Source organism: Microbulbifer guangxiensis, assembly GCF_021729075.1.
GTDB classification, from domain to species: domain Bacteria; phylum Pseudomonadota; class Gammaproteobacteria; order Pseudomonadales; family Cellvibrionaceae; genus Microbulbifer; species Microbulbifer guangxiensis.
This window is the reverse complement of the sequence record NZ_JAJSAQ010000001.1, coordinates 626220-651540: the sequence shown is the minus strand read 5'-3', so window position 1 is coordinate 651540 and position 25321 is coordinate 626220. Positions and strand designations below refer to the sequence as shown.

The 25321-nt window shown below is 60.5% G+C and carries 23 protein-coding genes; 12 read left to right on the top strand and 11 right to left on the bottom strand.

Features of this window, described 5'->3' with window-relative positions; genetic code table 11:
• Positions 1-67: 67 nt before the first annotated feature.
• Together LVD12_RS02865 and LVD12_RS02860 are read right to left on the bottom strand one after the other, a co-directional pair.
• A complete protein-coding gene (locus LVD12_RS02865; protein WP_237065464.1) occupies positions 68-1345 on the bottom strand; it encodes an OprO/OprP family phosphate-selective porin in 1278 nt (425 codons plus the stop codon).
• Between the two features lie 68 nt (positions 1346-1413).
• Complete coding sequence (locus LVD12_RS02860; protein ID WP_237065462.1) at positions 1414-2334, bottom strand: TraB/GumN family protein; 921 nt, start codon at positions 2332-2334, stop codon at positions 1414-1416.
• A 237-nt stretch (positions 2335-2571) separates the two neighbouring features.
• On the opposite strand from LVD12_RS02860, the gene LVD12_RS02855 reads away from it, so the two are divergent.
• Positions 2572-3636: a glycosyltransferase gene (locus LVD12_RS02855; protein WP_237065460.1), complete on the top strand. Its 1065-nt coding sequence runs from the start codon at positions 2572-2574 to the stop codon at positions 3634-3636.
• Between the two features lie 256 nt (positions 3637-3892).
• On the opposite strand, the gene LVD12_RS02850 is transcribed toward LVD12_RS02855, so the two are convergent.
• The 5 genes from LVD12_RS02850 to LVD12_RS02830 all read right to left on the bottom strand — a co-directional run bounded on the left by LVD12_RS02850 (position 3893) and on the right by LVD12_RS02830 (position 8334).
• Positions 3893-4936 (bottom strand): glycosyltransferase family 4 protein, encoded by a 1044-nt coding sequence (locus LVD12_RS02850; RefSeq protein WP_237065459.1) that lies wholly within the window; start codon positions 4934-4936, stop codon positions 3893-3895.
• 154 nt (positions 4937-5090) lie between these two features.
• Complete coding sequence (locus LVD12_RS02845; RefSeq protein WP_237065458.1) at positions 5091-5600, bottom strand: acyloxyacyl hydrolase; 510 nt, start codon at positions 5598-5600, stop codon at positions 5091-5093.
• A 144-nt stretch (positions 5601-5744) separates the two neighbouring features.
• The gene (locus LVD12_RS02840) at positions 5745-6866 is read right to left on the bottom strand and encodes a sigma-70 family RNA polymerase sigma factor (protein WP_237065457.1); all 1122 of its coding nucleotides are present in this window, start codon (positions 6864-6866) and stop codon (positions 5745-5747) included.
• Between the two features lie 259 nt (positions 6867-7125).
• On the bottom strand, positions 7126-7818 hold the full coding sequence (locus tag LVD12_RS02835) for a YceI family protein (protein WP_237065456.1): 693 nt from the start codon (positions 7816-7818) through the stop codon (positions 7126-7128).
• A gap of 96 nt (positions 7819-7914) precedes the next feature.
• Positions 7915-8334 carry a hypothetical protein gene (locus tag LVD12_RS02830; protein ID WP_237065455.1) on the bottom strand — a complete coding sequence of 140 codons (420 nt, stop codon included), beginning with the start codon at positions 8332-8334 and terminating at the stop codon, positions 7915-7917.
• 155 nt (positions 8335-8489) lie between these two features.
• Here LVD12_RS02830 and LVD12_RS02825 point away from each other — a divergent pair, with 155 nt between their 5' ends.
• Together LVD12_RS02825 and LVD12_RS02820 are read left to right on the top strand one after the other, a co-directional pair.
• Positions 8490-8864, top strand: a complete 375-nt coding sequence (locus tag LVD12_RS02825) for a hypothetical protein (RefSeq protein ID WP_237065454.1) — start codon at positions 8490-8492, stop codon at positions 8862-8864.
• A 95-nt stretch (positions 8865-8959) separates the two neighbouring features.
• Positions 8960-9343, top strand: coding sequence for a VOC family protein (locus tag LVD12_RS02820; protein WP_237065453.1), 384 nt, complete (start codon positions 8960-8962; stop codon positions 9341-9343).
• An 11-nt stretch (positions 9344-9354) separates the two neighbouring features.
• On the opposite strand, the gene LVD12_RS02815 is transcribed toward LVD12_RS02820, so the two are convergent.
• The 4 genes from LVD12_RS02815 to LVD12_RS02800 all read right to left on the bottom strand — a co-directional run bounded on the left by LVD12_RS02815 (position 9355) and on the right by LVD12_RS02800 (position 13025).
• Positions 9355-10110, bottom strand: coding sequence for a YciK family oxidoreductase (locus tag LVD12_RS02815; protein ID WP_237065452.1), 756 nt, complete (start codon positions 10108-10110; stop codon positions 9355-9357).
• A gap of 61 nt (positions 10111-10171) precedes the next feature.
• Positions 10172-10846 (bottom strand): HAD-IA family hydrolase, encoded by a 675-nt coding sequence (locus tag LVD12_RS02810; RefSeq protein ID WP_237065451.1) that lies wholly within the window; start codon positions 10844-10846, stop codon positions 10172-10174.
• Positions 10847-10861: 15 nt separating this feature from the next.
• On the bottom strand, positions 10862-11563 hold the full coding sequence (ubiG, locus tag LVD12_RS02805; RefSeq protein ID WP_237065449.1) for a bifunctional 2-polyprenyl-6-hydroxyphenol methylase/3-demethylubiquinol 3-O-methyltransferase UbiG: 702 nt from the start codon (positions 11561-11563) through the stop codon (positions 10862-10864).
• Positions 11564-11684: 121 nt separating this feature from the next.
• Positions 11685-13025 carry a TRZ/ATZ family hydrolase gene (locus tag LVD12_RS02800; protein ID WP_237065448.1) on the bottom strand — a complete coding sequence of 447 codons (1341 nt, stop codon included), beginning with the start codon at positions 13023-13025 and terminating at the stop codon, positions 11685-11687.
• Between the two features lie 249 nt (positions 13026-13274).
• On the opposite strand from LVD12_RS02800, the gene gyrA reads away from it, so the two are divergent.
• The 9 genes from gyrA to lapB all read left to right on the top strand — a co-directional run bounded on the left by gyrA (position 13275) and on the right by lapB (position 25307).
• Positions 13275-15836, top strand: a complete 2562-nt coding sequence (gene gyrA / locus LVD12_RS02795; protein ID WP_237065447.1) for a DNA gyrase subunit A — start codon at positions 13275-13277, stop codon at positions 15834-15836.
• A gap of 206 nt (positions 15837-16042) precedes the next feature.
• Entirely contained in the window at positions 16043-17122 is a 1080-nt protein-coding gene (serC, locus tag LVD12_RS02790) for a 3-phosphoserine/phosphohydroxythreonine transaminase (protein ID WP_237065446.1), read from the top strand.
• 51 nt (positions 17123-17173) lie between these two features.
• Complete coding sequence (gene pheA, locus LVD12_RS02785; RefSeq protein WP_237065445.1) at positions 17174-18277, top strand: prephenate dehydratase; 1104 nt, start codon at positions 17174-17176, stop codon at positions 18275-18277.
• Complete coding sequence (locus tag LVD12_RS02780; protein WP_237065444.1) at positions 18278-20521, top strand: bifunctional prephenate dehydrogenase/3-phosphoshikimate 1-carboxyvinyltransferase; 2244 nt, start codon at positions 18278-18280, stop codon at positions 20519-20521.
• 68 nt (positions 20522-20589) lie between these two features.
• Entirely contained in the window at positions 20590-21270 is a 681-nt protein-coding gene (gene cmk / locus LVD12_RS02775) for a (d)CMP kinase (protein ID WP_237065893.1), read from the top strand.
• A 315-nt stretch (positions 21271-21585) separates the two neighbouring features.
• A complete protein-coding gene (rpsA, locus tag LVD12_RS02770) occupies positions 21586-23265 on the top strand; it encodes a 30S ribosomal protein S1 (RefSeq protein ID WP_237065443.1) in 1680 nt (559 codons plus the stop codon).
• 142 nt (positions 23266-23407) lie between these two features.
• Positions 23408-23716 (top strand): integration host factor subunit beta, encoded by a 309-nt coding sequence (ihfB, locus tag LVD12_RS02765; protein ID WP_237065442.1) that lies wholly within the window; start codon positions 23408-23410, stop codon positions 23714-23716.
• Between the two features lie 87 nt (positions 23717-23803).
• Entirely contained in the window at positions 23804-24112 is a 309-nt protein-coding gene (locus LVD12_RS02760; protein ID WP_237065441.1) for a LapA family protein, read from the top strand.
• A 1-nt stretch (position 24113) separates the two neighbouring features.
• Entirely contained in the window at positions 24114-25307 is a 1194-nt protein-coding gene (lapB, locus tag LVD12_RS02755; protein WP_237065440.1) for a lipopolysaccharide assembly protein LapB, read from the top strand.
• Positions 25308-25321 lie beyond the last annotated feature (14 nt).

Genomic DNA, 25321 nt, shown 5'->3' with positions numbered 1-25321 from the left:
CCAGAGGATCAATCAACGGGGCCCTGGGCCCCGTTTTCTTTTGCCTGCGGATTGACCTGCAGTCACCTCACCAGCTCATCTGTGCCCGGATGCCGAGCTGGTTGGTGCCGTCGCCAGTAAAGTCGTTGTCGCCAAAGCGCAGGTTGAGCATAAAGCGCACTTTGGGGTTGTGGTAATAATTGATGCCCACTATCCAGCTGTCCGCTTCCAGGTCCGGGATTTCATCGTTCTGCATGGATTCATACCGGGCGGTGAGTTCCCACGCACCCCAGGGACTGTTGGGCTTGGCAGACTTGAATATGCCTTTTTTGCTGTTGTACGGCTTGTGCTCACCGGTGATCAGCCAGCTGCCCTGAATGTACCAGGCATGGACATCCTGGTCGCCGATATAGCAACCGAAGTCCGGATCGCACTCAAAAGTGGGTGGTGCGTCGAACAACTCCTCAAAAAACAGTTCGGAAAGGTAGTAGTCGCCGTCATAGTTGCCGTAGGCGTATTCCATCTGGGCGTAGAAAGGCCCCCAGGTGCCTGCGAGTTCCAGCCCCGCCACACTGACGGAACCGCCCTGCTTACCAAAGAAGAATTCCTCATCACCGAAATCCCCGAGGAAGAGTTGTCTGTCGCCCGGGGTGAGGGCAATCAGTTGGCTAGGTCCGCGCCGACCGGCATAGTCGGCCTCTGACTCCAGTAACAGTGAATTCCGGTTGGCGTTTTCATGGCTGTAGGAAAAGCCCAGGTGGACGGTGCTCAGCTCTTCATTCAGCGGTGCCCAGGTAAACCGGCCTGCCGCACCGACGCCTTCATTCCGGGGCGTATTGGCGTTGCGCAGGTTGAAGGCCATGACTCCGGCGGTGTAACAGGCCCAGTGGTTGTTCCAGCCGATGCCCTGCTGGAACTGCCGGCCGTCGAAGAGACCGGTGGCGGTGGTGAAGGGACGCTCCAGCATCAGGATCTCATTCGAGCTGGTCAGTTCCTCCATGGCGCGGAAAGGCTTGAACTGGCCCACCCGGATGGTGCCACCGTAGAAGTCATGCCCGATCCACACCTCCCGATAGCCGGACAGAGTGCTGCCGGCAGCGAAGTCCTGCTCGAGTTTGTATTCGAAGTTATAGGCCTCACCTTCGAGGGTGATGCGGGCGCGACGGAATTCCGTCGTACTGACCGGATCTTCGATATCCGGATCAAACAGGTAGGTGTCGAAATGAATGCGGCCACCGAGCGAAGCGGAAAAATTGCCGTCGTCCGAGACAATTTCCAGCCCACCTTTGGTCTTTGCTTCATCTGCCCAGGCACCGATGCTTAGTGTGGCACCGAGAAGCAAGCTGGCTGGCAGGGAAGTTTTCACGGGTACCTCCATGTACCTGCTGTCATTGGCTGAACCGCTTCCTGCGGTCATCCGCAGTCTAGCAGTGGCTAGATTGCCTTTATATGAAACTGGTGTCTTTCCAGCTTTTTCAAGACGCTTTTTTCGCCAACCAGGTGGCCGGCCCCGACGATCACAAACAGCGTGTCGTGATTCTCGCTGGCCTCCGCAATCCTGGCAGACATATTGCGGTTTCGCTGATAGAACATGACTTCAAACAGCGAAGCAAACTGCGGGTTTTCCTGTAATTCATCGGCGATCACCAGGTCGTGCATTGCTTCTGCATCACCGCTTTTCCAAGCGGACATCATCCCGGGGATCAGGGTGTCGATATCCTTTAATTGTTCCAGTGTCTGGCGCAGCAGCAGGTCCGGGTTTTCCAGGTTGTTGAGCAGCGCAAGTTGCTCCAGCACACCCTCCAGTTCCAGCACTTTCTTATCTCCCCGCTGGTGGGCCTTTTGCAGGAAGTGTCGGTCGATACCCAGTTTCGGGTCGAGTCCGCGTGCCTGCATTTCCATCAGGCTGAGTGTGATCATGGCGATAGCGGGACGCTGGCGTATGAATATGGCTTCAGGCAGTTGCCGGCTTGCAAGCCATGCCTGCAGTTGTCGGTAGGTCTCCGCAGAAAGGTCATCGCGCAGAGTTCTGTCGCCGGTATACAGTGATGCACTCATGATCTGCTGTTGCAGCACCGGATCCCGCTCTGCCATCAGGATATCGGCCTCCACAACCAGGGCGTCACTGTGTTCGAAGGCCTCAAGAATCCTGCCCCGCAATGGGTAGAAATCCGGCGTTGCCAGGTGCACCGAGCCGAGCAGGTAGACCCGGCGATCGCCTTTTTCGGCCACCCAGAAAAGCCCCTGGTCCCCGGCGGCCCGTGCTCCATTGGATAACAGCAGGAGCAGCACCAGTCCGAGGGCTGTCATCAGCGAGTGGACGGAAAGCTCCCGGTCGGTGAAAGGGAAGGGCATGGCGGATCTCCTGTTTATCCCGGAACTGACTTTTGTTTCTCTCCGGGGCTCATCTTACGCCCGAGTGTCCGACACAGCGAGCATGGGCGGTCCCTATTTGCGGGTAAGTTGAAAAAATGTGGTGCAGGGCTCGGCAGAATTCGATCAATGGCGCAGAATATTGCCCGTAGCAAGTCATGAAAAAAATAAGTACAAAGGTTGAACAGTATCATGCGGGTTTTGCAGGCGGTGCCGCAAATGGATTACTCCCCGGAAGGACGTGCCACCCTGGACCTGGGACAGGAGTTGGTGCGCCTTGGCCACGAGTCCATCGTTGTCTCATCAGGGGGGGAGCTGACCGATCGACTGGTGTTGCGGGGTTCGAGGCATCTGGAAATGCCCCTTCACCGGCGTTCCCTGTGGTCGCTCAGGTTGGTGCGCCCGTTGCGAAAGCTGTTGCGGGAGCTCGAGGTGGATGTGGTGCATGCCCGTGCACCACTGCCCGCCTGGCTGCTGTGGCTGGCAATCCGCGGATTGCCGGAAGAGCGGCGACCCCGCTTCATTACTTCTGTCCATCGACTGTATGGAAGAGGGCTCTTCAACAGCATCATGGCCGTCGGGCAGCAGGTCACGGCGGTTTCCGCTTTCGCTGCAGAAAAGCTGCGTCAGGAATTCAGCCGCAAACTGGCCTGCAAGCCGGAGGTAGTACCGGCCGGAGTGAACACCCGGGAGTTTGATCGCACTGCACCGGTTTCGGGCTACTGGCACCAGCGGTTGTTGAATGACTTTCCCCAACTGGAAGGCAGGAACTGGCTGTTGATGCCTGCAGCCCTGGCCCCGGGGCATGGCCACCGGGAGTTCCTGCAACTGTTGTCTGCGCTCAGCCTGCAACGTGATGATGTGTTTGGCCTGATCGTGGGCGAAGTGCCGCCGGGTTCCGCGAAGTTTGCACGGAACCTGGAGCGGTTGGCGCTGGATCTCGGTCTCAGCGACAAGGTGTTGTTCATGGGGCCTCGACGGGATATGCGCGAGCTGTATGCCAGCGCCCGTATTACGTATCGCCTGGAGGAAACACCGCCCGCCTATGACCGTGTTGCGGTAGAGGCGCTGGCCATGGGGTGTCCTGTGATTGCCTACCGGTCTGGTGGGCAGACAGAATTGTTGCAGCAGTGCTTCCCGCAGGGACTGGTGGATGCCGGCGATACGGACGCATTATTGAAGGCAAGCAGCGAAATCCTTCAGCGCCCTGAGCCAGTCACCTCGACGGGGCTTGGCATTGAGGATATGTCGCAGCGGGTGCTCGCGCTGTACTCCCGGGCGTGACCCCGGCGGGCTGCGATAACTTTTGCTTTGTCCGGGCAGTTTGAATACTGCGTGCTTCCCCGGATAGTGTCTCCGGGCCCGCATCCTTCCGGCAGAGGATACGCGGGTTGTAGAAGGCCCGCAGGATTTCGTCGGCAGCCCACTGCAACCCGGTGGATAGTAAATTTGCTGAAAGACCGGGTGGCCTGGGCAGCAGCCGGTTCCGGTCATTTTGCCGAGAGCAGTAACCGTCGCCTATCCGAGCAAGAGGGCGTCGCTAGGAACCAGAATCCGCATGGCTTTCTGCTGCGCCACTCAATACCTGGGCGTAGATCTCCCAGGTGGCCTGGCCCATGGATTCCACTGTCAGCTCTGCGGCCGCACGCTGGAAGCCTTCGCGAAAATGGGTGCGGAGAGAGTTGCGATCGCTCAGAGCATGGCGCAGTTTCTGTTCCAGGCATAGCGGATGAATATCCTCAAGCAGGAAATCCCCAGGGATATAGCGGTCAGCGTCTCCGGTGTTGGGGGTGATAACCGGGCACCCATGGAGCAGGGCCTCGATCCAGTCGAAAGGGGGCTGACCGGTGCAACTGGTCACGACCATAAAGTCGACCCTGCACAGAAATTTTTTGGCGGGATCCTGTTCGCCAATGAATTGCACTCGCTGGGTGAGGTTTAGCTCTTGTACCAGTGATGTCAGGGCTTCCCGCTCCGGTCCGTCCCCTTCCACGATCAACTCGACCTCTGGCATCGCCACAAGTACCCGGAGAAGATGGTCGAGACCGCAGAGCTTTACCAGCCGGCCTGAGAACATGATACGCGCTCGGGTCGGGAGAGAAGTCTCGACTTTAAAAGCTGAACCCGGGCTAACGCGGATTCCATTGGGGATCACATGCCATTGGAGTCGGGAGCTGGCAACTACTGAGTGGCTGACGGCAATTCTGGCATCGAATGAACTGGACAATTTATCACGTGGGTGGCGCAGGTTATGCCGGGTAATGACCTGGCGGGCATCCGAATACTTCTGCACCGCAGCCAGGAGTTGTGCGGACTTGCTCCCGTGGCCGTGAGCAATCTGGAACCCACCACTTCTGAGATGGCTGGCCAGGCGCCAGATCAGGTTGGTGTGGTGACGGTTGTGGTCGGTATTGAGGGCCAGAAAGCGCACGGCGGGATCCAGACTCTCCCGATAGCGGGGGTGGGCGATAACGGCGACGTCCGCATCGGTATTACGGGCCTGCCAGCCGGAAAGTTCCGCTACATGCCGGGCCAGACTGTCTTGCTCGCGACTGGCAATCAGGTGACAAATTCGTTCGATCATTGATCAGTTCCATGACCGGCTCACTGCCCTCCCGGGAAGAGTGAACCGTTTTCTGCTCAGCCCGCCTGGCCGGATTTTTTATGGAAGCATTGTTGCCGATGACTGATGACAGCCGTCTGATGAAAATGTGACTGTCGGATGACAGTGGCCGGGCTCAGAAGTTGAAATGCCAGTTCAGCGATGCGAAGTCGAAGCCGGGGTTTGGCGTGTTGGTATAGGCGTTGGAGAAGTGACTGTACCTGAGGGAGGCCACGGCACCACTGTGGAGGCGGTAGCCAGCGGCGAAATGCAGGGCGAAGTTGCCATGGGTGGTCAGCTCGATATCCCCGAAATGCTTGTCGCTGAGATAGGCGGCACCGACGCCCGCCTCGCCAAAAAATCCTTCGGCCCTTGCACGTGGATACCAGCGCAGGACGGGTTTGAGCTCAAACACATTCTGTTTCTGGCGCTCGCCGCGATGGTCCAGCCGCAGGTGGGAATAGCTGCCCTGTGCCCACCATTGCCACAGGCCAGAGGTGAGGGGGAATTCGGCAAAGCTGGTGGCAAAGTTGATGCCGGCCATCTCGGCGCTTGCGATCGAGTCCCGCTGGATGAGCGCATCCCCCAGGCCTTTACCCGCGCTGAAGATTACCTCCTGCTCTGCACGGGCTTCGGCCGGTGTCATTGAAATGTAAACAAGCAGCAGCAATAAAAGGCGCATGGCGGGCAACGAAGGCTGTTATCTGTTGTTCGGGCGAAAACAGATAACAGCCTAGTTCCTGGCCGCCAGTTGGCAAGCCTGTCCAGCCGGGCAGGTCGAGGGCGCCGGCTAGCGCCACTGTCGCCGCAATTGCCGGATGGCATCCGAGTGCAGCTGTCTGGCCCGCTCCTGACTGAGTCCCAGCTGTTCACCGATGACCCGGAAGGAGCAGTCCCGATCCGATACCAGCCCGTAGCGCAGGTTGAGCACAGTGCGCTGACGTGCTGGCAGTCGATCCACCGCCTCCCGCAGGCGCTCGGCGAGTTCCTGGTTGGTTACCAGCTCGTCGGTGTTGTAGATCTCGTCAGCGGGTGCATAGTCCAGTTTTGTGCTGCTCTGGTCCTCGGCTACGGGATCGTCCAGTGAGCCGGTGGGCCCTGGCAACTTGAGCAGGCTCTGCACCCGCTCCAGGTCGAGCCCCGACTGGGCTGCAACATTGTCGTCGGAGGCCGGGGAGCCCTTCGAACGCAGCTCACTGATGGCGCGGTAAATTGCCCGCAGGTCATCCTGCACATTGGCCGGCTGGCGCACGATGTCGTCATTGCGCCGCAGGGCCAGCTGGATTTCCTGTTGTATCCACCAGTAGGCATAAGTGGAGAAGCGGTAGCCCATCTGTGGTTTGAAGCGCTCGATGGCCTTCATCAGGCCGACGTTACCCTCCTGAATCAGGTCGATGAATGGCACCGCCGGATTGCGGAACCGCTTGGCAATCGCAATTACCAGCCGCAGGTTGCACTGGATGAGCTTCTTGCGCTGCTCCTGGAACCGCCGCAGCAGGCTCCTGAGCGCGGTGCGGTCGCGCTGCGAGATCTTGCCAGCATCGAGCAGGGCTTCCGCCCTGGCGATGATCAGGCCATGGTCATAGGCACCGGTGCTGCCCCGCTGCTCTACGCCTTCACTGCGCAGGTCGACCAGCTCCACCCCCCGCTTCTGCAGCAGGGCGATAATCTTGTCTTCCAGCTCGCGAAGAAGGCTGGTAGTGGTTTGTTCCTCCTCTGGGGTGAGCAAGTCCAGCCGGTACAGATGCTTGAGGTAGCTCTGCATCGGAGTACTGCCGGAATCCGCGACTGATTCAGCCGCTTCCTGTACCTGTTCAGTTTCCGGTTCGCTATCCGCAAGTGCCTTGTCGGAATCGCCGCCGGAAGCCAGTTCGCCTGTGTCCTTCAGCCATGCTTCATCCCTTGAGTACATACTTTCTCGGGACAACTGAGTACACCTTCTGTTGAGTACATCATCGCCACGCACAACGGCCGGGCCGCTTTGCTTGGCGTCTCTTTCTTTTTGACTATAGGTGAGGGTAGAAATTCGCGCCGCCAAAAAGGTGACTGAGGGGTGTCGCCTTTCAGGGAAATCGTCCCCCTACACCGGGGCATTCACCCGGCGTAGAGCCTTTGCGTCCGCGATGAAAGCCGGGTTGGCCGAAATGTCGGAACCGGCTTTGGCGGGCTGGTCACTTCGTCTGGATATCAAAGGTAAAGTCGATACGCTCCGCCACTTTCAGGGTCCCGAGAGCCGCGCTGAAGGGCTTCAGGCCCAGTTGCCGGTGGGACAGCGTGAAATTTCCACTGGCGCGAACTCCTGTCGCGGTGAGGGTCACTGTCGCTGGCAGCCGCAGGGCAATGGTTCGCCCGCGCAATTGCAGCTCGGCCGCGATCAGCATCTGCTGCGGTTCGGGCGTGTCCTTCAATGGCGCCTCGCCGGTCATTCGAATGACCGGAAAGCGGTCTGCCTGCAACAGGCTCTGGCCGAGCATATTGGCCCGGGTGCCGGCGATATCCGCCTGGCTCAGCTTCGAGGAAAACTCGACGCCATAGCGCCTGCGCAAAGCGGGCGGATCCACCTCCAGTCGATGGACGGGAATCTCCAGCAGGAATTGCGAGTGTTGGGGTGACTCGCGGAGGGTGACGGTGCCGCGGATGGCTGCAGCGCGGATAACGTGGCTATGCCCCAGGTGAGCCATGGGCCCGCTCCGATAGACCCGCCAGTGGATGTCGGAGGAGGCAGAGAGCGGCAGGGTTTGCTGGGCCAGCGCCAGGCCGGCGAACAGGGCGAGAGTAGGTGCTGTAATCAGAGCGAGAAGCTGTCGCAGGCGCCCTGATCGCTTTCCCCGGGCAGAAGCTGGGGTTGCGCAGCTGAAAAGCATAGCTCGACCTCCGTTGACGCGGGCCGGGACCCACTGGAATCCAGCTTAGTGCGGGCTCCGCGTCAGCGGTAAGTCAGTCGCAGCGAGTAGAGTGGTTCAGCGCTCGCGCTTCACCCGGATCTTGCGTCCGCCCTGGGCGGGTTTCATAAAGAAGGAACCAAATAGGCCGCGCTCTACGACAATCCTGTCACCGGCGCTCCAGCGAACCCGGCCGCTGTCGTTCTGGCGCCAAACCTGGCCGTTGTCCAGTGTGATGATGGCTTTGCCGTACGCGCCTTCCTGAACTTCTGAAATCTGGGCCGTGATCTGCTCCGGGGCCTCTTCGACGATGCGCTTCTGTTCCTGGCCGAAATTCTGTTCCGCACGTTCATCGAGGCTCTTGCTCAGTGCATCGTAACAGCCGAGACGCTCTTTATCAGACTGGATCGACGCACACCCACGCATCTGCTTGGTGAGGGAATCCGCGCTGGCACTGGTTGCCAGCAGTAACAGTGAAAGAAATATAGTTTTTCGCATATTGACAGTTTGTTGTAACGAGTTGATGTGATTTTGCCTCAGTGCCGGGCGGCGGACAAATGAAAACGTGCGGGCATTCACGTTTTTACACCCCGCGGCCGTGGAACAATAATCCCCTCTTATAACCATAAATCCACACTTTCAGGGGTTGGAAAATGAAAAAAATCATTATTCCCGCAATCGTGATCGCCGCAATCGGTGGTTACCTCTACTACCAGAACATGGAGCCCGCGGGCGCCGAAGCCGAAATCGCCGCGGAAGTCCAGTCCGCAGTGGAAGAGGCCGGTACGGCAGTGGAAGAGGCCGCTGAAGAAGCCGTTGTTACAGCCAAAAATGCGGAAATGATGCCCAGTGAAGGTGACGTGTTCGCCGATGCCCCGGAGCACATGATGGAGACCGCTGAAGAGGCTGCTGACGAAGTCATGGATTCTGCCGAAGAGGCGATGGACACCGTGGCAGATGAGGCCGAGGAAGTAGCGGAAGAGGTCGCCGATGAGACCGAAGAGGCGATCGATCACAGCGATGAGTAAACCCCTTCCGGTTTGATCGCAATACCCGGGCAGAGCCCGGGTATTTTTTTGTCCGGCTGTTGCCAGGCCGGCTTGCAGTGGCTAGGAGCGTTTCCGTGAACCTGAACCAGGTAACCCTTCCCGTGCGGGATATGGCGGAGGCCACAGCTTTCTACCGACGGCTGGGATTTGTCCAGATCGTCGATACTCCCCACTACGCCCGTTTCGAGTGCCCCGATGGCGATGGGACTTTCTCCCTGCAGCTGAGTGAAGGGGAGTTCCACAATGGTGCGGTGATCTATTTCGAGCACGAGGCACTCGATGAGCTGGTGCAGTTACTGCAAGAGCGGGGGATCGAGTTTGCCCAGCTTCCGCAGGATATGCGTTGGCGCTGGCGGGAGGCGGTGCTCCATGACCCCAGTGGCAACAAGGTAAAGCTCTACTGGGCCGGCGAGGATCGCCGCAACCCGCCATGGAGAACAGAAATTCGTGAACCCTGACGGGGCGCGACTTAGCCCTGCGCGTTGAACTGCTTGCCGCTGACTCCGCGACTGTCATCCCCCATCAGATAGAGATAAGTGGGCATTATGTCCTGGGGACGGGTAACGGTGTTGGGGTCCTCCGCCGGATAGGCGGCCGCGCGCATGTTGGTGCGCGTGGCGCCCGGATTGATACTGTTGACGCGGATATTGGAAACGCCATCCAGCTCGTCCGCCAGCACCTGCATCAGACCTTCGGTGGCAAACTTTGAGACGGCATAAGCACCCCAGAAAGCCCGTCCCTTGAGGCCGACACCGGAGCCGGTGAAGATGATGGAGCCCGCGTCCGATTTCTCCAGTAATGGCAAAAGCGTCTTGGTCAGCCCGAAAGCGGCATTGACGTTGACGCGCATCACCTGTTCCCAGGTGGCGTAGTGATAATTGACGATGGGCGTGCGCTGGCCGAGGACGCTCGCGTTGTGCAGGATGCCGTCGAGCCGGCCGAACTCCTGGTCTACGGCCTCAGCAAAGTGTTCGAAGGTCTCGATCCTGGCCTCATTGAGGTCCATTGGGAAAATGGCCGGTTGGGGGCCTCCGGCTTCCTCGATCTCGTCGTATACCGCCTCCAGTTTGGCGGTGGTCCGTCCCAGCAGGATGACGGTGGCCCCGTGTGCGGCAAATGTCCTGGCCGCGATACGCCCGATGCCATCGCCCGCGCCAGTCACCAGAATGACCTTGTCCTTGAGCAGGTCCGGGGCAGGGCTGTAGTTGCCAATGGTCTCAGACATGGGATTCCTTCTTGTTCCGTAATTTTCTGGTTATCAGGCAGCGGTTCACCCCGGGCCCGGGTTAGCCGTTGCGATCCGACAGGTAATGTTGCTCCAGCAGTGGCCAGATCTCGTCGGCGCTGCCCACCAGGTGATCCGCATTCCAGTTGGCCGCGCTGTCGCCGGCATCGATATAGCCATAACTGCAGGCAATGGTCGGCATGCCCGCCGCCTTGCCGGCTTCAATATCCCGCTCATGGTCGCCCACATAAACGGCCTCGGCCGGTGTGCAGCCGATGCGTGAGCAGGCGAGGTAAATCGGTTCCGGGTGGGGTTTGCGATTCTCCACATCGTCCGGGCAGACAATGGCGCCGGGTTCGGGAAATTGGGAAAACGCCCGCATCAGCGGGATCGTATAGGCGGCGGGTTTGTTGGTGACTACCCCCCAGGCGATATCGTGGGCGGCCAGCTGTCGTAATAGTTCTTCGATGCCGGGGAACGGCACGGTGTGTTCCGCCAGGTGCGCCAGGTAGAGGTCCAGAAAACGCTGGCGCAGGCCATCGAAACCCGGGTCGCCCTCGTCGCGGCCGAAGGCCAGCCGGACCATCGCTCTGGCACCATTGGATACCACGGCGCGGATGGCCTCACCGGGGAGGGGCGGTAACTGCTCCTGGTGGCGCAACTGGTTCAGGACCACGATAAAATCAGGTGCGGTATCGAACAGCGTGCCGTCGAGGTCGAATAAAACTGCTTTCATGCTACTTCCGGTGGATCAGGGCGCCTTGGTGGCGTGTACGAGATAGTTCACATCCACGTCCCGGGGATCCAGTTTGTAGGTTCGCGTGAGCGGATTGTAGGTCATCCCGGTAATGTCCCGCAGCTCAAGGTGCGCGGCCCGGATCCACGCCCCCATCTCGGAGGGGCGGATGAACTTGCTGTACTCATGGGTCCCCTTGGGCAGCAGGCGCAGGACATACTCGGCTCCGACGACCGCAAACAGCCAGCCTTTTGCCGTGCGGTTGATGGTGGAGAAGAACAGCTGCCCCCCGGGCTTGACCAGTGCTGCACAGGCACGGATCACGGAAGCGGGGTCCGGCACATGCTCGAGCATTTCCAGGCAGGTGACGATGTCAAAGCTGGCCGGCTGCTCCTCCGCCAGCGTTTCCACGGGGACCTGTCGGTAATCGATTTGAAGCTCGCTTTCCAGGGCGTGGAGCCTGGCCACATTCAGGGGCGCCTCGCCCATATCGATGCCGGTCACCTCGGCGCCGCGCTGCGCCATGGCTTCGGTCAGGATGCCGCCACCGCACCCGACATCCAGTAGCTTCTTGCCCGCGACCGGCGCGCGTTGGTCGATGTAATTGGCGCGCAGGGGATTGATGTCGTGCAGGGGCTTGAACTCGCCCTGGCGATCCCACCAGCGACTGGCCAGCTGCTCGAATTTGGCGATTTCTGCCGGATCTACATTGGTCATGGATGTCCGTCTATGTCCCTGGTATTGATAACGTCCCGCTGCCGCCGGCGGTCTTCACGCGGCGTGCGCTCCGGCTAACTGGTTTGGCAACCTTGTATCTGAAGCCGGCGATGGATCGCGGCTATTTCGACAGGCCGGCGATTCTAGCACGCCAGCCTTGCGCCCGTTGAACCAGCTCGTCCTCATTGAGGGTGGTGAGTTTGCGCCCAGCCAACAGCTGGCGGCCGGCCACCCACACGTCGCTGACATTGTGACCGCTGGCGGTATAGATAAGTTGCGAGACCGGGTCGTGCAGGGGTTGCTGCTCGAGTCCGCCCAAGTCAATGGCGGCCAGGTCTGCGAACTTGCCCGGTTCCAGGCTGCCGATCCTGTCCTCGAGCCCCAGGGCGCGGGCGCCGTGAATGGTGGCCATGGCCAGTGCCTGCTCGGCCGGCAGGGCGTCGGCCCGCCCACTGGTGGCCTTGGCCAGCAGGGCCGCGGTATTGGCTTCGGCAAACAGGTCGAGGCCGTTGTTGCTGGCGGCCCCGTCGGTGCCCAGTGCCACGTTGATGCCGGCTGCCAGCAGGTCGCTGGCAGGGCAGAAACCGGAGGCGAGCTTGAGGTTGGAGCGCGGGCAGTGTGCAACATGGGCGCCGCTCTCCCGCATCAGGTCCAGGTCCCGCTGCGCCACTGCTGTCATATGTACGCACAGGGTCTGTGGAGAGAGCAGCCCCAGCCTGTGCAGCCGTTCGATCGGTCGTTCGCCGTGCTCGGCAACGGCCTGCTCCACTTCGCTGGCAGTTTCATGCAGGTGCATCTGCACCGGGATCTGTGCCTCGGCAGCGTACACGGCCACCTTTTCCAGCGTCTCATCCTTTACTGTATACGGCGCGTGTGGGGCGAAGACCACATCGATACGCTCGTGGGCGCGGTAGTCGTCGCGCAGCGAGAGGCCTTTCTGCAGTGCATCTTCACCGTCGCGACTCCAGGGGGTGGGGGCATCGATGATCGGGAAGGCAATCTGCGCGCGCATACCCGTCTCCCGCGCGACCATGGCGGTGGCTTCGGGGAAAAAATACTGGTCTGAGAACGTGGTTGTGCCCGAGCGGAGCATTTCAGCCACGGCCAGGCGGCTGCCGTCAGCGACAAAGTCGGGAGCTACCCACTTTTGTTCCGCCGGCCAGATATGGCCCTGCAGCCACTCCATCAAAGGGCGGTCGTCTGCATATCCTCGCAGCAGGCTCATGGCGGCATGGGTGTGTGTGTTGACGAGCCCCGGAATCAGGGCATGGCGATCGAGGCGAATGACCTCGTCGGACTGGAAGCGCCTGTCGGCCTCAGCCGAGGGGTGAATCGCGATAATTCGCCCATCGCTGATTGCAATTGCACAATTTTCATACAGTTTCCCGGCGGGCACCACCGGGATTATCCAGCGGGCATGGATCAGGGTGTCTACGCGTTGGGCTTGATCGGCTGTGGCCATGGTCTGCTCGGCGTCCGTTGTCGGGCGGTAGACTTTAGCGGCGTGCCCGGGAGGGAACAAGTCGACCGGCGGGCGTCCTCCCCGGCGCCAAGTATGGTAACATTGCGCGCTTGATTGAATCCCCGGGCTCCGCCGGCAGCGGGTGCCAGTCTGCCGGGCCTCAGCGGGTGGTTTTTTCGCCACTGCTTTCCCGGCGACAGCGGGATTCGACGCGGCGGTAATAACGATTCTCAAGGAATGCCGGAACATATGGCCGAGTTAGCCAAAGAAATCTCTCCGATCAATATCGAAGAAGAGCTGAAGCAGTCCTACCTGGATTACGCCATGAGCGTCATCGTGGGCCGGGCGCTGCCCGATGTACGGGATGGCCTGAAGCCGGTACACCGGCGCGTGCTCTTCGCCATGAATGAGCTGAAAAACGACTGGAACAAGCCGTACAAGAAATCGGCCCGTGTGGTCGGTGACGTTATCGGTAAATACCATCCGCACGGCGACTCAGCGGTATACGACACCATCGTGCGGCTGGCACAGCCTTTCTCCATGCGGTACACGCTGGTGGATGGCCAGGGTAACTTCGGTTCCATCGACGGTGATAGCGCGGCAGCGATGCGTTATACCGAGATTCGCATGGACAAGCTGGCCCACGAGCTGCTGTCCGACCTCGACAAGGAAACCGTCAACTTCATCGACAACTACGACGGTTCCGAGCAGATGCCGGAAGTGTTGCCGTCGCGGGTGCCCAACCTGCTGGTCAACGGCTCCTCGGGTATTGCGGTCGGTATGGCTACCAATATTCCGCCGCACAACATGGCGGAAGTGGTCCGGGGCTGCCTGGCGCTGATCGACAATGGCGACCTGTCCATCGACGACCTGATGGAATACATCCCGGGTCCGGACTTCCCCACCGGTGCCATCATCAACGGCCGGGCTGGCATCCTGATGGCCTACCGGACCGGTCGCGGGCGCATTTACGTGCGCGCCAAGGCCGAGGTGATCCGTGATGACAAAACCAATCGCGAAACCATCATCATTACCGAGATTCCCTACCAGCTGAACAAGGCGCGCCTGATCGAGCGCATCGCCGAGCTGGTGAAAGAGAAGAAAATCGAGGGTATTTCCGAACTGCGCGACGAGTCCGACAAGGATGGCCTGCGCGTGGTGATCGAGCTGAAGCGCGGTGAGCTGGGCGATGTGGTCCTGAACAACCTGTACTCCCAGACGCAACTGGAAAGCGTGTTCGGCATCAATATGGTGGCGCTGGTGGACGGGCAGCCAAAGCTGCTGAACCTGAAAGAGCTGCTTGAGCACTTTATCCGCCACCGCCAGGAAGTGGTCACACGCCGCACCGTCTATCTGTTACGCAAGGCGCGCGAGCGCGGCCACATCCTCGAAGGCCTGGCGATTGCCATCTCCAATATCGATCCGGTGATCGAGCTGATCAAATCCTCTGCTACCCCGGCCGATGCACGCGAGGCGCTGCTGGCCAAGGGCTGGCCTGTAGGCGAGGTACAGCAGTTTCTGGAGCGCGCGGGTGCTGACGCCTGTCGCCCGGATGACCTGCCGAAGGAATTCGGACTGCGCGATGGTGCCTATTACCTGTCACCGGCACAGGCCCAGGCGATCCTGGAACTGCGCCTGCACCGCCTCACCGGCATGGAGCACGACAAGCTGCTGGCCGAGTACAGTGAGCGGCTGGAGCAGATTGCCGAGTACCTGCATATCCTGGGCAGCTTCGAGCGCCTGATGGAGGTAATCCGAGAAGAGCTGGAGGCGCTGAGCAAGGAGTTCGGCGATGACCGCCGCACCGAGATCGTGGCCTCCCGCCAGGACCTGACGGTCGAAGACCTGATCACCCCGGAAGACAAGGTGGTGACCATCTCACACGGCGGCTACGCAAAAAGCCAGCCGCTGGCGGATTACCAGGCCCAGCGACGCGGCGGTATGGGCAAGTCCGCCACCCAGGTGAAGGATGAGGACTTCGTTGAGCACCTGCTGATTGCCAACTCCCACGACACCATCCTGTGTTTCTCCAACAAGGGCAAGGTGTACTGGTTGAAGGTCTATGAAGTGCCGACCGCCGGTCGTGCGTCCCGGGGCCGGCCGATCGTCAATATGCTGCCGCTCGAGGAAGATGAGCGTATCAGCAGCCTGATGCCGGTGTCCGACTACGATGAAGACCACTTCATCTTCTTCGCCACCGCCAATGGCACCGTGAAGAAAACACCGCTCACGGCGTTTGCGCGCCCCCGCAGTGTCGGCCTGCGGGCCATTGAACTGGAGGAGGGTGATCGCCTGGTGGCGACGGCAGTAACCGATGGTAAGCAGGATGTCCTGCTGCTGACCAGTGCCGGCAAGGCGGCCCGTTTTGCCGAGGAAAATGTTCGCTCCATGGGCCGGGTTTCCCGCGGCGTGCGTGGTATCCGTATGGCCGAGGGGGTCTACGTCATTGCCATGGTCATCCCGGAAGAGGGTGGTTCGGTGATGATGGTGACCGAGAACGGCTACGGCAAGCGCACGGCAACTTCGGACTTCCCGACCAAAGGGCGCGGTACCCAGGGTGTGATTGCCATCGCCGAGAGCGAGCGCAATGGCGAGCTGGTCGGTGCCTGTCAGGTGCACCCGGGTGAAGAGATTATGCTGATCAGTGATCAGGGTACTCTGGTCCGGACGCGGGTGGACGAGGTTTCCATTCTCGGGCGCAACACCCAGGGGGTTCGGGTGATCCGGCTCAAGGACAGCGAGAATCTCGTTGGGCTGGCGCGGGTCCAGGAAAGCGACGAGGAAGATGAAGAAGAGGGCTCCGGCGAGTGAGCCCATCATCCTAGAGACAAGAAAGGCTGCGAGGATTCGCGGCCTTTTTTGACTCTGCCGCATTAAAATTCGCCCGGCAGTGTGACAGACCTTTTGGGAATTGCCCGGTTGTGCGTCGTTTTATTTCGACTTGATCCGATCGCTGCAAAGGTCTCTGAATTGCCCTGCTGCTCAGGCAAGAATCTTTCTGTTTGTGGAACTTGTGTATGCGTAAATTCAATTTCTGTGCGGGTCCTGCGGCATTGCCCGAGCCGGTTTTGCTGCAGGCACAGCAAGAGCTGCTGGACTGGGGTGGCCGCGGTTGCTCGGTGATGGAGGTCAGCCACCGCTCACCGGAATTTACCGAGGTGGCCGAACGGGCCGAACAGGATTTCCGCGACCTGCTGTCGATACCGGATCACTATCGGGTGTTATTCGTGCAGGGCGGGGCCTCCGGCCAGTTCAGTGCGATTCCCTGGAACCTCTTCGGCGGTGAAGTGCAGCAGGCGGATTTTATCCACACCGGACAGTGGGCCAGCAAGGCGATCAAGGAGGCCAGCCGTTACGGTAAGGTCAACATCGTCGCGTCCAGTGAAGACCGCAACTTCTCCTACGCTCCCGCTGCCGATTCATGGCAGGAGAGCGACAGTTCAGCTTACTTCCACTACACGCCGAACGAGACCATTGGCGGGGTCGAGTTTGATTATGTCCCCGAGGTGAAGGCACCCCTTGTTGCGGATATGTCCTCGAATATCCTCTCGCGGCAAATCCCGGTTGAGAAATTCGGCATGATCTATGCCGGTGCCCAGAAAAATATCGGTCCGTCGGGTATTGCGGTGGTGGTCGTCCGCGAAGACCTGCTGGACCGGGCGATGCCCGATATCCCTCGCAGCCTGAGCTGGAAAGTGGCGGCCGAGGCGGGATCCATGGACAACACGCCGCCGACCTTTGCCTGGTATCTGTCGGGGCTGGTGTTTCAGTGGCTGAAGGCCCAGGGTGGTGTCGACGCGATGTATGCGCAGAGCCTGACGAAGTCCGGTCTGCTGTATGACTTCCTCGACCGCAGCGATTTCTTCTCCAGCCCGGTCGATCCCGCCAGTCGCTCGCGCATGAACGTGCCGTTCGTCCTCGCCGATGAACAGCTTGATGCGCGCTTCCTGAGCGAGGCCGAGGAAGCGGGGCTGCTCAACCTGAAAGGCCATCGCTCCGTGGGGGGCATGCGCGCGTCCCTCTACAATGCCGTTCCGTTGGAGGCGGTGGAAGCCCTGGTGGCTTTCATGGCTGACTTCGAGCGACGCGTAGCCTGAACAAAGGCAGGCAATAAAGAAATAAACCGAGTGGTAACAGAAGGCAGCGGGATGTCTGAACAACAGGAACACAGCGACCAGCAACTGGCTCAGTTGCGGGATCGCATTGACCAGATCGACGGCGAGATCGCCCGGCTGATCAGTGAGCGGGCCGAATGCGCGCTCCAGGTGGCGGAAGTCAAAAAGGCGAATGGCCAGAACGCGCTCTACTATCGGCCCGAGCGGGAGGCGCAGGTGCTGCGCCGTGCAATGGAGCGCAACCAGGGGCCGCTGACTGACGAGGAGATGGCGCGGCTGTTTCGCGAGATCATGTCTGCCTGCCTGGCCCTGGAAGAGCCGGTCAAGGTGGCCTACCTGGGGCCGGAGGGCACCTTCACCCAGCAGGCAGCCCTGAAGCATTTCGGCAATTCCGCCCAGAGCCGCCCGCTGGCGGCGATCGATGAAGTGTTCCGCGAAGTGGAAGCCGGCGCCGTCAATTACGGCGTAGTACCGGTCGAGAACTCCACCGAGGGCGTGATCAATCACACCCTGGACAATTTCATGACCTCCAACCTGCTGATTTGCGGCGAGGTGGAGTTGCGCATCCATCATCACCTGATGATCTCGGAAATCACCCGGCCGGAAGCGATCACCCGGATCTACTCCCACGCCCAGAGCCTGGCCCAGTGCCGCAAGTGGCTCGACTCCCACTATCCCAATGTGGAACGGGTAGCGGTGGCCAGCAATGCGGAGGCGGCCAAACGGGTCAAGGGTGAGTGGAATGCAGCCGCGATTGCAGGCGACATGGCAGCAGACCTGTACGGTCTCAAGGTACTGGCAGAGAAGATCGAGGACCGTCCGGACAACTCCACCCGCTTCCTGATCATCGGCTCCCAGGCGGTGCCGCCGAGTGGGGACGACAAGACCTCGCTGATGGTTTCCATGCGCAACGAGCCGGGTGCACTGCACGATCTGCTGGAGCCGTTCCGCCGCCACAGCGTCGACCTGACGCGGGTAGAGACGCGCCCGTCACAGTCCGGTAACTGGACTTATGTCTTCTTTATCGACTTCGTCGGTCACCGGGACACCCCCGACATCGCCAAAGCGCTGGGGGAGGTGGGTGCCTGTGCCTCGGATATGAAGGTGCTGGGATCTTACCCGCGAGGGGTGCTCTGAGTGGCTGAGCCATTGCTTGGGCGCCTGGTTGTCGTCGGCCTGGGGTTGATCGGCGGCAGCCTGGCGCTGGCGCTGAAGGCTGCGGGCCAGTGCCGTGAAGTCATCGGCGTGGTCCGCCGCGAGCGCACCGGTCAGCAGGCTGTCGAGCTGGGGGTCTGTGATCGCGCCGTTACCAGTCTGTCCGAGGTCCTCGTGGAACTGGAAGCCGGCGACCTGATTTTCGTCGCGGTGCCGACGCTGGCGGTGGAGGCGGTGTTTGCCGAGATGAAGGGCCAGCTGCCCGACGGAGTGACCGTCACCGATGGCGCCAGTGTGAAGGGGAATGTGGTTGACGCGGCTCGCAGGGTCTGGGGGGAAGTGCCCGACTTCCTTGTTCCCGGGCACCCGATCGCCGGCTCAGAGAAGAGCGGGGTTACCGCTGCGCGGGAAGATCTCTACCGGGATCACCGGATCATCCTCACTCCGCTGCGGCACACCGGTGGGAAGGCCCTGCAGCAAGTGCGGGCAATGTGGCGCGCGGTCGGTGCCGAAGTGCTGGATATGCCGGTGGGAGAGCACGATGAGGTGCTGGCGGCGACCAGTCATCTGCCCCACGTCATCGCCTATGGTCTGGTCGATACCCTGGCCCACGATGCGGAAAACGAGAACATCTTCCGCTACGCCGCCGGCGGTTTCCGTGACTTCACCAGGATCGCGTCCAGCGATCCTGTGATGTGGCGGGACATCATGCTGGCCAACCGCGAGGCCATTCTCGCGGCGGTTGATCTGTATCGCGGCAATCTCGACGCACTGCGCAGTGCCATCGACCGCGGCGACAGCGATTACCTGATGGGGGTGTTTACCCGGGCCAAGGCGGCGCGTGATCACTTTACAAGAATGTTGGCAAAAAAAGCGTATACAGAAACCATGCAAGCACAGGAAGTTACCTTTATCGCGCAACCGGGCGGCGCTGTCAGTGGCACGTTGCGGGTTCCCGGAGACAAGTCCATGTCTCACCGTTCCATCATGCTCGGTTCCCTGGCGGATGGTGTGACCGAGGTGGAGGGTTTTCTCGAGGGTGAGGATGCCCTGGCGACCCTGCAGGCCTTCCGCGATATGGGTGTCGTGATCGAGGGGCCCGTGGACGGGCGTGTGGTCATTCACGGGGTCGGCCTGCACGGCCTGCAGGCGCCCCCCGGTCCACTGTACGTGGGCAATTCCGGTACTTCGATGCGCCTGCTGGCCGGGTTGCTTGCCGGACAGGATTTCGATGTCACCCTGACCGGCGATGAGTCGCTGTCCAAACGCCCCATGAACCGGGTTGCGCTTCCGCTGCGGGAAATGGGCGCGGTCATCGAGACCGGCCCGGAAGGCCGGCCACCGCTGCTGATTCGCGGCGGGCAGTCTCTCAAAGGGATCGACTACGCGTTGCCAATGGCCAGTGCACAGGTCAAATCCTGCGTGCTGCTGGCGGGCCTCTATGCTGAGGGACAGACCAGTACCCTGGAGCCGGCTCCCACACGGGATCATACCGAGCGGATGTTGGCTGGGTTCGGCTACGAGGTGCAGCGGGATGGCCCCCGGGCCACGCTGCGCAGCGGTGGCAAACTGAAGGCGACGAAGATCGACGTGCCCGCCGATATCTCTTCCGCCACCTTCTTTATGGTTGCGGCTGCGATTGCGCCGGGCTCCGATGTGCTGCTGCAGCATGTGGGTATCAATCCCACCCGGGAAGGCGCCATCAACATCCTGCGCCAGATGGGCGCGGATATCGAGCAGACCAACCGCCGCGAAGTGGGCGGTGAGCCGGTGGCCGATATCCGTGTTCGCTACCGTCCCCTGCAGGGAATCCGTATCCCCGAGGACCAGGTACCCCTGGCGATCGATGAGTTCCCGGCCCTGTTCGTGGCGGCAGCCTGCGCCACCGGGGAAACGGTCCTGACCGGTGCCGAGGAGCTGCGGGTCAAAGAGAGCGACCGCATCCAGGCCATGGCGGATGGCCTGGAGATTCTGGGCGTCAGCGCGGAACCGACCCCGGATGGCATCGTGATCCAGGGGGCCGGGGGTAGTGCCGGGGAAGGCGCTGTCTTTGGTGGCGGAACCGTGGACAGTCTTGGTGATCACCGCATTGCCATGTCCTTTGCGGTGGCATCCCTGCGCGCAGGCGATACCATTCGCATCCTGAACTGCGCCAATGTGGCCACGTCCTTCCCCAACTTCGCCGAGCTGGCGACACGTGCCGGGTTGCGACTGCAGAGTACCTGAAAAGATGGTCGAGAAGCCCCGGGCCGGCGCGAAATTGGATAGTAGGTGTGAGTTTGACTATGAGTGAGATGAGCGATTTGCCACCGGTGATCACCATCGACGGCCCCAGCGGTTCCGGCAAGGGCACCATCGCCCGGCTGCTGGCGAAGCGGCTGAATTATGCGCTGCTGGATTCCGGCGCTCTTTACCGGCTGACAGCACTGGCCGCGTTGGAGCGGGGCGCGGACCTGACTGATGAGGCAACCCTGACCGAAATCGCTGCCAATCTCGATATCCGTTTCGAGTTGCGCGATGGCGAGGTGGCGGCGCTCCTGGCGGGCAGGGATGTGAGTCACGACATCCGCATGGAGCGGGTGAGCATGGCTGCCTCAAAGGTTGCCGCAATGCCCGGTGTCAGGGCGGCCCTGCTGCAGCGCCAGCGGGACTTTCGCCAGGCCCCTGGGCTGGTGGCGGACGGTCGGGACATGGGTACCACCGTCTTTCCTGACGCGCCGGTCAAGGTCTTCCTGACCGCGAGCGCGGAGGAGCGGGCCCGGCGCCGCGAAGCCCAGTTGCGGGAGAAGGGGGTTTCTGTTAGCCTCCGCGACCTGCTGGAGGACATCCGCGCCCGGGACGCCCGGGATATGAATCGCGAAACCTCCCCGCTGGCTCCCGCGAAGGACGCGGTTGAGCTGGACAGTACCGGGGTAGATATCGACAGTGTCCTGCAGACGGTATTGCAGCTGGTGCGTGAAAGGATCGGTGCTTAGCTTACCCCAGCACTAGCTTGAATAAAGTAGCGGCACAGGGATGTGCCGCCATTGGCGCAGCCAATGCGAGCGACGGAGAATCCAGCAGGTCCGCGTACCTGCGCCAGAGTTTCTGTCGTGACCAATTCCGATCGTCGGGAACGATTGGAATTGACAAGGTAAATAGATTTAAACGACAGCGGCCGGGATCAGCCAGAATTGCCCGGCCGCTGTTGTAATCCGACCCGCGTACTGGCAGCGCGGTGGGGCCTGGGCTGGCGGTTGACTACACTTCAATGTTGCCACCGGCTTGGGTCCATATATATAGGTAATGTAATGAGCGAGAGCTTTGCTGATTTATTTGAAGAGAGCCTGAAAAGCGTAGAGATGGCCCCCGGTTCCATCGTGACCGGTGTGGTGATCGATGTGGACAAAGACTGGGTAACCGTTCACGCGGGCCTGAAGTCTGAAGGCGTTATCCCTTCTTCCCAGTTCGCTGATGAGAACGGGGAAGTGAACCTGCAGGTGGGCGACGAAGTTCAGGTAGCCCTGGAAGCAGTCGAAGACGGTTTCGGTGAAACCCGTCTGTCCCGCGAGAAAGCCAAGCGCGCTGAAGCCTGGAAGATCCTCGACGCAGCCCACGCTGCTGACGAAGTGGTCAAGGGTGTTATCAGTGGCAAGGTCAAGGGTGGCTTTACTGTCGACGTTGCCAACATCCGCGCGTTCCTGCCGGGCTCCCTGGTAGACGTACGTCCGGTTCGCGACACCGCGCACCTGGAAGGCAAAGAGCTCGAATTCAAGGTCATCAAGCTGGACGCCAAGCGCAACAACGTTGTGGTATCCCGCCGTGCCGTCATGGAAGCTGCCAACAGCGAAGAGCGCGAAGCTCTGCTGGCCAGCCTGCAGGAAGGCATGACCATCAAGGGTATCGTGAAGAACCTGACCGACTACGGTGCTTTCGTAGACCTGGGCGGTATCGACGGCCTGCTGCACATCACCGATATGGCCTGGAAGCGTATCAAGCATCCGAGCGAGATCGTGAACGTTGGCGACGAGATCGACGTAAAAGTCCTGAAGTTCGATCGCGAGCGCAGCCGTGTATCCCTCGGCCTGAAGCAGCTGGGCGAGGATCCGTGGGTCTCCATCAAGCAGCGTTACCCGGAGAACAGCCGCGTCAAGGCGACTGTCACCAACCTGACCGACTACGGCTGTTTCGCCGAGCTGGAAGAAGGTGTGGAAGGTCTGGTACACGTTTCCGAAATGGACTGGACTAACAAGAACATTCACCCGTCCAAGGTTGTCTCTGTTGGCGACGAGGTCGAGGTAATGATCCTGGACATCGACGAGGAGCGTCGTCGTATCTCCCTGGGTATCAAGCAGTGTCAGGAAAACCCGTGGGATGCCTTCGCGCGTAAATACGCCAAGGGCGACAAGATCTCCGGCAAGATCAAGTCCATCACTGACTTTGGTATCTTCATCGGCCTGGACGGCAGCATCGATGGTCTGGTGCACCTGTCCGACATCTCCTGGAACGAAGCCGGCGAAGAAGCCGTGCGCAAGTTCAAGAAGGGCGATGAGATCGAGACTGTTATCCTGGGCATCGACTCCGATCGCGAGCGTATCTCCCTGGGTATCAAGCAGCTGGAATCCGATCCGTTCACTGACTACGTGGCCACCAACGACCGCGGTACCATCGTGACCGGTACCATCAAGGAAGTTGATGCTAAGCAGGCAATCGTCACCCTGGCCGACGAAGTGGAAGGTGTTCTGCGCGCTTCCGAAATCAGCCGCGACAAGGTTGAAGATGCCCGCAACGTCCTGAAAGAAGGTGAAGAGGTTGAGACCAAGATCACCAGCGTGGATCGCAAGAACCGCGTGATCAGCCTGTCCATCAAAGCCAAGGATCAGGACGACGAGAAGCAGGCCATCAAGGATCACAGCAAGAAGCAGGCTGAGCAGGTTCAGCCCGCGACTATCGGTGACCTGATCAAGGCCCAGATGAACAACAAAGACTGATAGTCTTTGCTTGTTAAATGCCCTAGACTGATTGTCCTGGGCAATCCTAAAGCCGGACTGGGGTTGCCCAGTCCGGCTTTCTATTAGATGATTGCCGCTCTAATCTAGAATAATCAATGACTTACACAAGGTTGCGGGGCGCATGACCAAGTCGGAACTGATCGAGAGGATCGCGTTGAGGCTGGACCAGCTGCCGGTTAAGGATGTTGAACTGGCGGTCAAGGTAATGCTGGATTCCATGTCCGATGTGCTGGCCCAAGGGGAGCGCATCGAGATTCGCGGCTTTGGCAGTTTTTCCCTGCACTACCGCGCGCCGCGCACCGGGCGCAATCCGAAAACCGGGGACGCAGTACAGTTGGCAGGCAAGTATGTACCGCATTTCAAGCCCGGTAAGGAGCTGCGCGACCGGGTCAACCGCAGTATGCAAGAAGAGACTGTCACTGAGGTTTAGAGCAGCACGATCACCCGGCACTGTCGCGGGTTTTGGGCAGGCTAAAGTTCTGAGAGAATTACTCCTTCCTGCAGGTGGAGGTCGACCTTGTCTTTCTTACGCTGGTTACTGCGTCTCTTTTATGGCGTGCTGGCCCTTCTCTGTATTGCCATCGGTGTCTACTTTGCGGTGGACAACCCGGAGCTGATCACGCCCAGCTTCATCGGCCACGCCATGCCTGAAGGCAGTGTGGGCTTCTGGCTCATCGGAGCGCTGCTTGTGGGTGTCCTGCTCGGCTTTATCGCAAGCCTTCTGCCTTTTTATGCGGAGCGCCGGCGCGCCCGGGGCCTGGAGCGCCAGTTGCATCGCACGGAGCAGGAGCTTTATACGGTGCGTCGCAAGGTCTCCGGAGACTAACTTGGCCGATCTGACGTTCTTCTTCTTCCTGCTCGCTGCCATCGCCATCGGTTGGCTGCTGGGGCGCAGGAGTGTCAAAAAAAAGAAGCCGGACTGCAGTGAACAGCAGCAGTCCCTGGCGCGTTCCTATGCCCAGGGGCTCAACTACCTGCTCAATGAAAACCATGGCGATGCCATCGACAAGTTTATCGATTCGCTTGAAGTCAGCAGCGCCACTTTCGACACCCACCTGGCGCTGGGTAATTTGTTGCGCAAGCGCGGTGAACACGACCAAGCAATCCGTGTCCACCAGAACCTGCTGGCCCGACCCAGTCTGGCGCGGGCCAATCAGCAGAAGGCGCAGCTGGAGCTGGCGCGTGACTATATCGCCGCTGGCTGGCTGGACCGGGCCGAGCGCCTGCTGCAGGAACTGGTAGAGACATCCTCCGAATTGCGCAATACCAGCCTCGAGCATCTGGTGGAGGTATACCGGGACGAGCGGGAGTGGGCCAAGGCCATCCACGCCGTGAACCTGTTGCATGGTCGTCGCTTCAAGCGGCTGTCCTCCGAGTGGGCGCCGGTGCAGGCCCACTTTTGCTGTGAACTGGCGGAGGAGGCAATTGCTGCAAAGGACTACCTGAGTGCGCGCAAGCACATCGACTCGGCATTGGGGTACGACCGCAATTCCGTGCGTGCAAACCTGTTGTGGGGCCGGTTGGAGTACCAGTTGGGGCGTCCGCAGGAAGCAATCAAAGTCCTGCAACGCATTCCTAGGCAGAATCCGGATTACATTCCCGAAATCCTGGACCTGCTGATCACCTGCTATGAAGCCGTGGGAGACGGAACCGGGCTCGACAGCTACCTCGAATCGCTGCTGCGAGAGCACCCATCGAACAGTGTTCTGATAGCCCTGACAGAGCGGATCCAGCAGCAGCGCAGTGAGGCCGAAGCTGCCGCATTCATGGGCAAGCAGCTGGCCCTGCGCCCCTCACTGCGCGGGCTGGGACATTTCCTCGACCTGCATATCGACAGCACCCAGGGCAGGGCGCGGGAGAACCTGTCCCTGCTCAAGACCCTGGTGGATCAGCTGATCGCCAGTCGCCCCCATTACCGTTGCGGCAATTGTGGCTTCTCCGGCAATCAGCTGCACTGGCTCTGCCCCAGCTGCAAGCACTGGGATACCGTCCGCTCCGTCAAGGGGGTCGAGGGCGAGTAGTGTCGGGCGGGCCC